General features: G+C 62.5%; 9 protein-coding genes. 2 read left to right on the plus strand and 7 right to left on the minus strand.

From position 1 onward, the window contains the following. Positions 1 to 64 precede the first annotated feature (64 nt). The 4 genes from AC1DYM_RS19255 to AC1DYM_RS19270 all read right to left on the minus strand — a co-directional run bounded on the left by AC1DYM_RS19255 (position 65) and on the right by AC1DYM_RS19270 (position 3,247). The gene (locus tag AC1DYM_RS19255) at positions 65 to 538 is read right to left on the minus strand and encodes a hypothetical protein (protein ID WP_477341075.1); all 474 of its coding nucleotides are present in this window, start codon (positions 536 to 538) and stop codon (positions 65 to 67) included. A 17-nt stretch (positions 539 to 555) separates the two neighbouring features. Continuing rightward, a complete protein-coding gene (locus AC1DYM_RS19260; protein ID WP_477341077.1) occupies positions 556 to 915 on the minus strand; it encodes an STAS-like domain-containing protein in 360 nt (119 codons plus the stop codon). Further along, positions 908 to 1,975 (minus strand): hypothetical protein, encoded by a 1,068-nt coding sequence (locus AC1DYM_RS19265; protein ID WP_477341079.1) that lies wholly within the window; start codon positions 1,973 to 1,975, stop codon positions 908 to 910. The genes AC1DYM_RS19260 and AC1DYM_RS19265 overlap by 8 nt, the downstream gene beginning before the upstream one ends. A 171-nt stretch (positions 1,976 to 2,146) precedes the next feature. Further along, entirely contained in the window at positions 2,147 to 3,247 is a 1,101-nt protein-coding gene (locus tag AC1DYM_RS19270) for a DNA-binding protein (RefSeq protein WP_477341081.1), read from the minus strand. Positions 3,248 to 3,425: 178 nt separating this feature from the next. On the opposite strand from AC1DYM_RS19270, the gene AC1DYM_RS19275 reads away from it, so the two are divergent. Together AC1DYM_RS19275 and AC1DYM_RS19280 are read left to right on the plus strand one after the other, a co-directional pair. Next, complete coding sequence (locus AC1DYM_RS19275) at positions 3,426 to 3,962, plus strand: hypothetical protein (protein WP_477341082.1); 537 nt, start codon at positions 3,426 to 3,428, stop codon at positions 3,960 to 3,962. 48 nt (positions 3,963 to 4,010) lie between these two features. Continuing rightward, the gene (locus AC1DYM_RS19280) at positions 4,011 to 5,315 is read left to right on the plus strand and encodes a tyrosine-type recombinase/integrase (protein WP_477341084.1); all 1,305 of its coding nucleotides are present in this window, start codon (positions 4,011 to 4,013) and stop codon (positions 5,313 to 5,315) included. Between the two features lie 844 nt (positions 5,316 to 6,159). On the opposite strand, the gene AC1DYM_RS19285 is transcribed toward AC1DYM_RS19280, so the two are convergent. The 3 genes from AC1DYM_RS19285 to AC1DYM_RS19295 form a co-directional block, all read right to left on the minus strand. Then, positions 6,160 to 6,858, minus strand: coding sequence for an ABC transporter ATP-binding protein (locus AC1DYM_RS19285; protein ID WP_477341086.1), 699 nt, complete (start codon positions 6,856 to 6,858; stop codon positions 6,160 to 6,162). 35 nt (positions 6,859 to 6,893) lie between these two features. Then, on the minus strand, positions 6,894 to 8,165 hold the full coding sequence (locus AC1DYM_RS19290) for an efflux RND transporter periplasmic adaptor subunit (RefSeq protein ID WP_477341088.1): 1,272 nt from the start codon (positions 8,163 to 8,165) through the stop codon (positions 6,894 to 6,896). A gap of 441 nt (positions 8,166 to 8,606) precedes the next feature. Beyond that, positions 8,607 to 9,633: TauD/TfdA family dioxygenase (locus tag AC1DYM_RS19295; RefSeq protein ID WP_477341090.1), on the minus strand; the 1,027-nt coding region annotated here is incomplete at its 5' end.

Here is a 9,633-nt window from a genome sequence, read left to right on the forward strand (position 1 = left end):
TTGAGCACGTTTACGACGGCCGGATCACTTGATCAATCTGTAGCGCTCAGAAAGGCCAATCAGTTCAGAAGAAGCCGAAAGGCATCTTGGTGGACAATGGCAGAGCAAGAACGGTCTTCCGAATGTTGGCCGCTCGCACCTTTATTTGCCCCGGATAGTTTCTTGCCGCAACACGCTCGGGCGACTTAAAGGCATTGCCATGCAAGTCGTCCCCTGCAACAAGTTTGTGAAGGTCGTCGATGGCAAGGTCGAGCGCCAGTTTCCCATCCTCACTACGCGCATTGGCGAAGTACGCATCCACACGAGACGAGAGTCGATCCAGACCTTGCAAAATGGCCCGCTCTTCGGTCGGCCGGGCGCCATCCTCACGCCAGTACGCCTGTCCGGCAAGCGCGTAGTCATCCAGTGCGGTGTCAATCTGCTCGATATGGCGCTGTTGCGCTGAACGCCGGTAGGTCCAGTTTGCTGTAAACCAAGCGACAGCCCCACTCGTCACCAAGTTCAAGCCCCACTTCGCAATCTCCGTTGCGGTGCCCATATCAGGCGAACTACCGGTCAACTGAGGTGGTGATCGGCGCCGGGGGCTTTGACGCCGCCATCGCGCACCTTGAGCGCCTCCTCGATAAACATCTCGGCCATACGCTTATAGCGCCGCGCCGCCGCAGTGTTGGCCACCAGTTTCAGGTTGCTGTGGATCACGGACGCGGCGAAGGCGTAGCGGCGAACTAAGCCGCCAAAGGCCTCTTCGAGAAACGACGAGCCAAAGCCCTCTGTGTTATCCATAACCACTTCAACCTGGCCCTGCTCCAGGGCAGGTGCCAGAAAGCGATCGCGGAAATCCTGACCGTTGTACGGGCCGTCGCTGGGGAAGCGGCCACCAGGAATGTCAGAGAAATCTCTTGCAATATCAATCATCTTTGTCATTCCCGTCGCTCTCGGCGTAGTTCTCTACTACCCACTCGATAAATGTCCCACGAAATGGGGCCGGTAGTTTGGACAATTCAACCTTGCTCTTGGTGCCCGGTTCTTTCTTGTACACGTACAGCCCAGTTCCACTGATGATGCGCAAGCTGCCCTTCGCGTCATGCTGTTCAATGTAGCCTTGGATGTCGCGCTTCAACCCGTTACCGCGATGGACCTCGTTCATCCGGCTGCGATCTACCGATATCGCAGCCTCGATCATTTTCGCGTGATCTTTCAGTAGTGCCTGAAGCATGCCAAGGCCGCTAAACCCGCTGCGGATAATTTCCCACAGGCGGCTCTTTGGCAGAGTCCGCGGGATCGTCACCCCATGGTCGACAAACATGACCGTCAGCTTGTTTGCCGCCGCATTGACCGAGGCTGACATCCACCAACGCCTGGTATCGTCCCGCGCCGAATCGTCATAGGCATGTTGGTGGGCGTTAGTCATCGCCTCCACCAGACCGTCGTAGAGCGCCGGGGCATCGCGCAATTTCGCACCCAAACCCTCGATCGCCTTGCGGAGCTCCTTGGCCTTGTCGCCTTCTGTACGGTGGCCCGAAATGAACTCCAAGAAGCGCTCACCCTCGGGATCGTCGGCGTCCATTTCATCATAGGGCGTGTTAAGGACGGTGAAGAACCCCATTTCCTTCAGTCGCCTGCGGACTGCGGGGTGCCATGAGGGCAGATCCAGTGCCGATAGGCGCCGGTGAGACGTTTTCTCGGTCCAGCGGTCAAACTCCGCCACCATCAGCAGCGCGCCAGCGGCCGTGATCGACCCAATATTCGTAAAATCGACCCAAAACTTGCCCTTGAGCAACCCGGCCATACGCCGCACCTTCTCAAGGAAATCAACGGTCTCCAAGTAATTGGCGCGAAGGTTGAGATCCGTGGGTGGTGTCACACACCGCAACACACGTCCAACGTTGTCGGGAACAAGGCGAAGCGGGGCGTCGGTAAACGCACTCGCTTCACGTGCCTGCCGGAGGCGGCGACGCCGAGCGAGCTTGCGCACGCGCGTCAAGGTGTGCCGTTCGCGTCGACGGACTAATCTGACATGCTCCGATATCACCAGCCGCTCCCTGCTTCCCCTTAACCGGCGGATGCTACAGTTTTCTCGTCTGGAGGCCAATCGACCGGGCCGCCCTGCACGGACCCCGGCCCGACGGTGTTTTCATTGGCAAACTCACGCTCGGTGATCGGCGCCGAGATTTCCCGGCAGCGAGTGCTGGAGCAGCATCGCGTGTAGACGATCCCGCTCGGCAGCCAGGGCCAAAGCGGTGGCCTGACTGGCCGCCAAGGCTTCGCTGGCTTGCGCTGCTATCGCCCGGACGGCTCCTAACGCCTCGCGCTCCCGGCGGAGATCGGCGGCCACATGATCGTGCAAGCTCGCGTCCGCCTTGGCGGCCGTCCGCACTAACTGAAGCGCTTGCTCCAGCTGGTCTACCCGATCGCTCAACGTAGCGACAGTGGTCTGTGCCGCGCCCAGTTCGCCGCCCTGTAGCTCGGCGAGTTGCCGGGCTTCGCTGAGCGCGTTGGCAGACTCGGTGGCCGCCGCCCGCAGCGCAAGGGCTTGCACTTCGAAGGCGCGCGTGGCTTCGCTTGCGGCCTCCAGCTCGGCCTGCTGCGAGGCGCAGCGCACGTCGGCCGCGGCCAATAGGCTGGTAAGGCGGGTCTGCTCGGCCGTGGCCATAGTCCCCTCACGCTGCAACCGCTCCACCTCGCGGTCTCGCTGTTTGAGCATCTCGGCAGCCTCACGGGCTTGCTCGCTGACCCGGGTTAGCTCGGCCTGCAGTACCTCGTTGCGCGCTTGCAGGGCTTGGAACTCCTCGCGCAGCGCCGTGACCAGCCGCTCGGTGGCGGCGCGTTCACTGGTGAGCGCGGCCTGATCGCGAGTCAGCTGCGCCGCTTCCGCGGCCAGCGCCGCCCGATCGTCCGCGAGGGCGCCGAGCGCCGGGGCGAGCCCGTCCTCGGCGACGCGAGTGGCGTCGGCCCGTAGCCGTTCCCACAGGGCGAGTAATTCCGTGGGGACGGCGCTCGGCTCCGCGGTCTGGCGACCCTGGCGAAACCACGCATCGAGCTTGGGGTGGATCGTGTTGGGCGAGCCGCCGCCGGCGATGCGCCGTATGAATTCCACCGTGGGCTTGACGCCCTCCAGCGCGAACGCCGCCTCGGCGATCGCGTCGACGTCCGCTTGCTCCAGTGGGCCCCGACGCACACCGCAGCGGGCCTCCCATGCATCGCGCACCTGCTGTTCAAGCGCATTCAAGGGATTCGCATCATGCATGGCGGACGCTCGGTGGAGGGTGCGTCGAGGCTACGCGCCTCCCAGTAACGGTGCAACAAAATATACCATACATACGGTATATTATTCGCTAATAACGACCTCTGACAATGCCACTTGTCAGAGGTTGATAAGCCCATTACGCTGACCCTACCTGCTCCTCTGCGCACGGATGCTCCGCATGCACACTCGCCGCCTCACCCGCGCCGCTCCTATGCGCTGCGCTTTCGCGGGCGCCCTAGCGCTGGCCACCGCCGCGACCGCGCAGCCGGCCCTGCCGGCGCTACGGGTCGTGAAGCATCAGCAGCTGACCTGCGGGACCCAGGTGATCCACGACACCCAGGTCAATGTCTCCGAGGAGGCGCTCCAGGTGCGGCTGATCTGGCAACTGGGCGAGCTCGCTGCGTACGCCGATTTGAACGTCGTCGGTCAGGTCAATGCCCGGCAGCAGGAACTTCGTGCGGGTCAGGCCTATCGCGCGATCACCGTGAGTTCGGTGGTCAAGGCGCTTCGGCCGGACGGCCGGGCTGCCGTCGCCCTAGTGTATACGCTGCAGAAGGCGGACGCCCCGTCGGCCGCCTGCGGCTACGTCGACGCGGTCATCGACGTAGGCCGGCCGGTGCAGCTGATCGGCTCGGACGGCTTGCCGGTCACCCTGACCCTCCTTCTGCCCTCACCGCCCGCGCCCTCCTCGGGACCGTCTGATGACCACGGCTGAGGAAGGATRCAGTGGCCGTATCTCGGCTCGCGGCCGTCGGCGCGCGTGATGGCCCAACGCACGGACGTCGTCGCCCTGCCCTTCCAGGCCACGCGGGAGCGCTTGGCCGCGCACCTGCGCGCCGCCCGCGGCGCTGAGGCGGGCACCGCCAGCAACGAAGGCCTCATCCCGCTCGCCGAAGCCGCCGGTGACCGCCTCGCCCCGGTCGCGGCGGCGATCGTCGGCCCGTTGGGCGCACCGTTTCGTTTCGCGTTGTCCGACGCGCAAGCAACTAGCGCGCGCGACTATGTCGTCCAGCAACAGCGCCACGGCACGCGGGGCCTGGCGGCGAGCAGTCATCGGACGCGTGCGGCCGACTGGCTGACCTGGCTGGCCTTTTGTGCCCATTACGATCGGGTCGTCCTGCCGGCGCGCTTTGACGACGTGCGCGAGTTGCTCGATCAGCTGGTCGCCGCCGGACGCAAGAAGGCCACGCTCGAGCACCTGCTCTGGTCGCTGGCGGACATTCACCGTCGGCATGGCTGCCMGAATCCGATGGACGGCGCGATCGCGCGCGACTACTGGCGCGACTTGGTCCGTGAACAGCTCGAGGGCGAGCAGCGCCAGGCTGCCCCGATGACCCTTGAGCTGCTCGAGCAACTGGTCACGGCGCTGCAGACGGAGACCGTGACGGTGCGCCGGGTCGCGCCGACGCTACGGTCGCTGGCGGAGGAGGCGCAACGGCGGCGCCGGGCGCGGGACGCGGCGATGCTGCACGTGGCCTACGACCTGATGTTGCGCTCCGCCGAACTGGTCGCCATGGAATGGGCTCACCTGGCGCCGCTGCCGCAGGGGGGCGGCACGTATCGACTGGGCAAGACCAAAACCGATCAGGCGGGCGCAGGACGCACCCTGTACCTGCGTCAGGCCACGTTAGCCGCTCTCGAGGCCTGGCGCGCGCATTCCTCCGAGGGTACCTTCATCTTTCATGCCGTCGTGGATGATCGAGATCTGGATCTCGCCGCCGCGCCGACCGAGGCGATCCGTCTTCAATGGCAGGCACGTATCGCTCGTGCCCGAGAACGTGAGGACCGCAAACTTGGTACACGGGAAGTCAGTGTAGTGTTCCGGCGGGCCGCGGCACTGGCCGGGTTGGACCTTGACCTGCATTGGCTATCCGGTCACTCGGCGCGCGTGGGTGCGGCCCAGGACATGGTGCGTGCCGGCTCATCCACCGCGCAGGTGCAGGTCGCCGGGCGTTGGGCGAGCGAACGGATGCCCATCCGCTACGCGGAACGCGTGCTTGCTCAAGACGCCGGCGAGGATCGGTTTGCCAAGCTGGCCGCCATGCAACGACGCCGCGGCGGAACCTAACCCTGTCGTCGACGACGGCGGAACCGCTAACCTCTTCGAGAAAACATCCTTACAGGTCGTTCGGATCCAGACCTTGACCTCTACGGTGACGCGGTTGCCGCCTACCTCGATGCGCTGGTCCGCTGCGAGCCACCGGCGACAGGCCACTTTCGTACGATCTGACCGAGACGGTTGGTGAGGTGAGCTGGCACCTTGCCTTCATTGACGCCCTAATCGAGGGTGACGTCCGCGAAGCCTTGAACAGCATCCACCAATGGCAAAGCCAACTGCTGTCGTTGCAAGCATGGGTGACCGTGCTTGCGTCCGGCCGGTTTGACGACGACGCGAACTGGACCATCCGGTCGCACTGGGTCGAGCCCGTCGCCACCTGGTGCCTGTTGCAGGCCAGCCGCCACCCGCGACCGTTTGGGAAACATTGCCACCCGCGTTGTCCACTACGGTCGCCTTGCGAATGATCCCACCTACAAGGACAGACTCGAGGGCGACAAGGGAAACCGCTACCTCAATCGGCCTCAGCGGGAGCGTTAACTCGCCGCCATCGGCTCAGTCTGGTCGACGTTGCATCCGTTTCTCCATCACCTCGCGTCTGTCGATGACGCTTTTTGGCGACTGACCATCGATTTCCGCAATCAGGCCAGTCACTCGATTGCCCCTCGCCTTGAGGCGGAATTCACACAGATGGTCAAGCGCCGCATCGAACCCTTCCAAGACAGACAGCGGCGCCTGTAAGTTCAAAGCCCGTGTCCGTATTGGTTGCTATCGCTTAGATGGGCCGGGTTTGAATAGGACGGCGCCATGCGAGTGCTGCTCGCCTAAACGTATGTCATGGCACCGAGCCGTATTGTCACGCGACGTATTCATGCTCCTCAGCATCGGGCGCGACATCCACCACTTGGCCGTCGATGATGTGAACGTTTCGCTGGGCGCGCGCGGCAAGATCGGGATCGTGAGTGACCATGACGATGGTGGCGCCTTCGCGGTGGATCTCCTCAAGCAGTTCCATGACACCGCGGGCCATCTGCGTGTCGAGGTTACCGGTCGGCTCATCCGCCAGGAGCAAGCGCGGCGAACCGGCCAGTGCACGCGCGATGGCGACGCGCTGCTGCTGACCACCGGAGAGTTCCGCCGGGTAGTGCTTGGCGCGCGAAGCGAGGCCGACGCGCTCGAGGGCATCCATGATCCGCTGCTTGCGCTCGGCTGCCTTCATGCCGCGATAGCGCAGCGGAACTTCCACGTTGTCGAACACGTTGAGGTCGGGAATCAGGTTGAAGGCCTGGAAGATGAAGCCGATCTTCTCGTTGCGGATACGCGAACGGGCGTTGTCGTCCAGCTGGCTGACCTCGACGCCGTCGAGGTGGTACTGCCCACCCGTGAAGGTTTCGAGCAAGCCGGCGATCGTCAGGAAGGTGGTCTTGCCCGAACCCGAGGGGCCGGTGACGGCGACGAACTCGCCTTCCTTCACGTCGATGTTGAAGTCACGCAAGGCGTAGGTCTCGACGACTTCCGTGCGGTAGACCTTGGCGAGATGGGTCATCTTAAGCATCACGATTTCTTCGTTGTTAAGGGAATGTCGTTGAATCAGCGGCTAATGGCGACGTGTTTCGCGTCGCCGAAGGTGTCGGCACCGGAGATGACGATCTCGTCGCCCTCTTTCAGGCCGCTCAGGATTTCGACCTTGTCGATGCTGCTCGCACCGACACGGACGTCACGACGATCGGCCATGCCGTCGGCAACGACGTAGGCGTAGCGTCCAGCGCTCTCGTCGACAAACGAGCCGCGCTGCACGGTGAGCACGTTGTCACGCTTGTCGAGAAGCACGCGAACGGAGAGACGCTGGCTCTGGCGGAGCTGGCTCGGCGTGGCACCGTCGAAGCGCAGGCGGGCGGCGACTTCGCCGTTGACCACCTCGGGCGAGATCGCACTGACCTTGCCGTTCCAGACCTTGCCGTTGCCGCCGATCTCGCCCGGCATGCCGATCGCGAGATCCCGCGCGAAGCTCTCGGGCACCTTCATCTCCACCTGCAGGGCGGAAAGATCGATGACGCTGAGCAGCTGTGCATCCTTCGCGACGGTAGCGCGCTCGGCGATGAACGCCTGGCCCACCTGGCCGTCGACCGGCGACTTCACGTTGAGCTCCTCCACCTGGCGCTCCAGGTCCTGCACCAGCAGCACCTGGCGGTCATAGGCGAGCTTCTTCGCCTGGATGTCGAAGGTCAGGCTGCCGTTGTCGGTGGTGAGATCGGACTGCGCGTGCTTCACCGTGACGTCGGCTTTGTCGAGTGTGGACTTGGCCTTGTCGACATCGGCGACCGGAACCGCACCCTTGGCGAAGGCGCCTTCGTAGCGCTTGAGGTCGCGCTGGCCGGCGGTCTGGTCGATGACCGCGTTGTCGTAGGCCTTCTGCAGTTCCGACCGCTTCTTCGTCGCGTCGATCTGCGCGCGAAGGAATTCCACCTTCGCGGCATCGGCGGCGGAGCGTTGCTGGGCCAGCTTGGCGGCAAGGTCTGGGCTGGTAATGACGGCGAGCACCTGATCCTTCTTCACCACGTCGCCCGGATGCACCGTCAGCATCACCGCGCCGGCGGAGGCGGCATATAGCGTGGGGCTCACGGCGGCGACAACCTTACCTTCCGCTGCGATGTCGCGGACGAAAGGTCCGCGGGTCACCGTGGCAAAGCTCAGACGCGAGGCGCTCACCGAGCTGTCCGCGGAGAACATCGTGGCGACATGGGGCAGCGCGAATGCGAGCGCGGCGACCACAGCAACGCCGGCGCCGATGTAAATCAGCTTGCGGCTACGGTTGGAGCCGACTTCGACGAGGCGGTCCGTGGCAGACGTATCACGGATCATGTGGCTCTTCCTAATAGGTATCCAGGCCTGACAAGCACTTGCATTCCGAGTCCACGCCTATCATCTGAAGAATCGCGGAGGCGATGACGACTTCCAGACGTCTTCAAGCATCTCAACACGAACGCTTAGTTGCGATTGGTGGAAGACGCGACCGCCAGGAGCCCATACCGTGGTTCGATGAATCGATCCGGTACACCCTCGCTCGTCCCCAACATTTGCGGCAACGGCGACGGTCTCCAAACCCGACGTATTGATATTCCTGAGACCAAGCACGCACGCAATGTGTAAGGAGCTCGAGAGCTAGTCGAGCCGCGCGACACGACGGACTGAGCGCGTTGTCGCGATTCTCATAAGCGATTGCAGAAACGATGCGACTTGTGAGTTGCGAGACGGTACGAATTCATTGCGTTAAAACTGATAAGCCCCGCTGCCGCAAGGCCTTTAATATCCACCTTCGCTATACGGCTTAAACAAGGAAACCAAGACCTTACGATCTCCAGTGTATGGCCTTCGCCCGTGAGCTACCTGCATATTATCAACCAGAAGCACGTCACCGTCACGCCAGGGAAATTGCACCGAATGGTCGGCGTACGCCTGACGAACGCGCTCAAGCATGGCGGTCGGAATTTCGCCACCGTCGCCAAAGTAAGCATTGCGCGGCAATTCGTCGGCCCCGAACACATCAATCAGAGACCGCGCCGCCGCTTCTCCCATGCTTGATACGTGAAATAGATGAGCCTGATTAAACAACAATTTTTCGCCGGTCTGTGGATGGGTTGCAGCACCTTGGCAAACCTGTACGGTCCGCAACCTATCTTCAGCAATCCATTCGTACTCAATATCATGGGCGTCGCAATAGGCGCCTACCTGCGCGCGATCTTCCGTCTGAAACACAGTTTGCCACGACAAGTCTACGTACGGCCGATAATGCCGCATGTATTTGACGCCACGCCTCTCGAACTCGCTTAGGATTTCGTCACCTACTGCGCGGGTCACCGCCCTAACATTGGAGAGAGGGGTTTCTCCACCGGTTGTCGCGGCCTTGATGCACGCAAACGCCAGGAGCGTCGGCCAGTCACGCTGATATGCATTCTCGCAATGGAGAGGAATCTCCAATGCCGGCGGAAACTCCGTTGCGCTGAAGACCCGTGATCCAAGCGACGTCCTTGGAGTTGACCGATAGATATAGTTCAGCGCGTCAGTTGTTATACCACGCGTGGCATCGGCGAATGCATCCGCAGAATCAATGGAGTATCCACGAAATAAGATCGAACCACTTTCGATTAATCTATCGCGGATCTGCTCGCGGTTGGAAGACAGGCAATCGAGAAGGGACTGAGAACCTGAAGACTCCACAAGCAGTGGGAAGTCGACAGGCCCGCGTTCGTCAAGCGCTTTAAACGTAATCATGAATACCCTGACGGGAAAAGAAACTAGTGAAATCGCCTGGCACCACACGCCTTCGGCG

The organism is Luteibacter sp. P1_D3, from assembly GCF_056406135.1.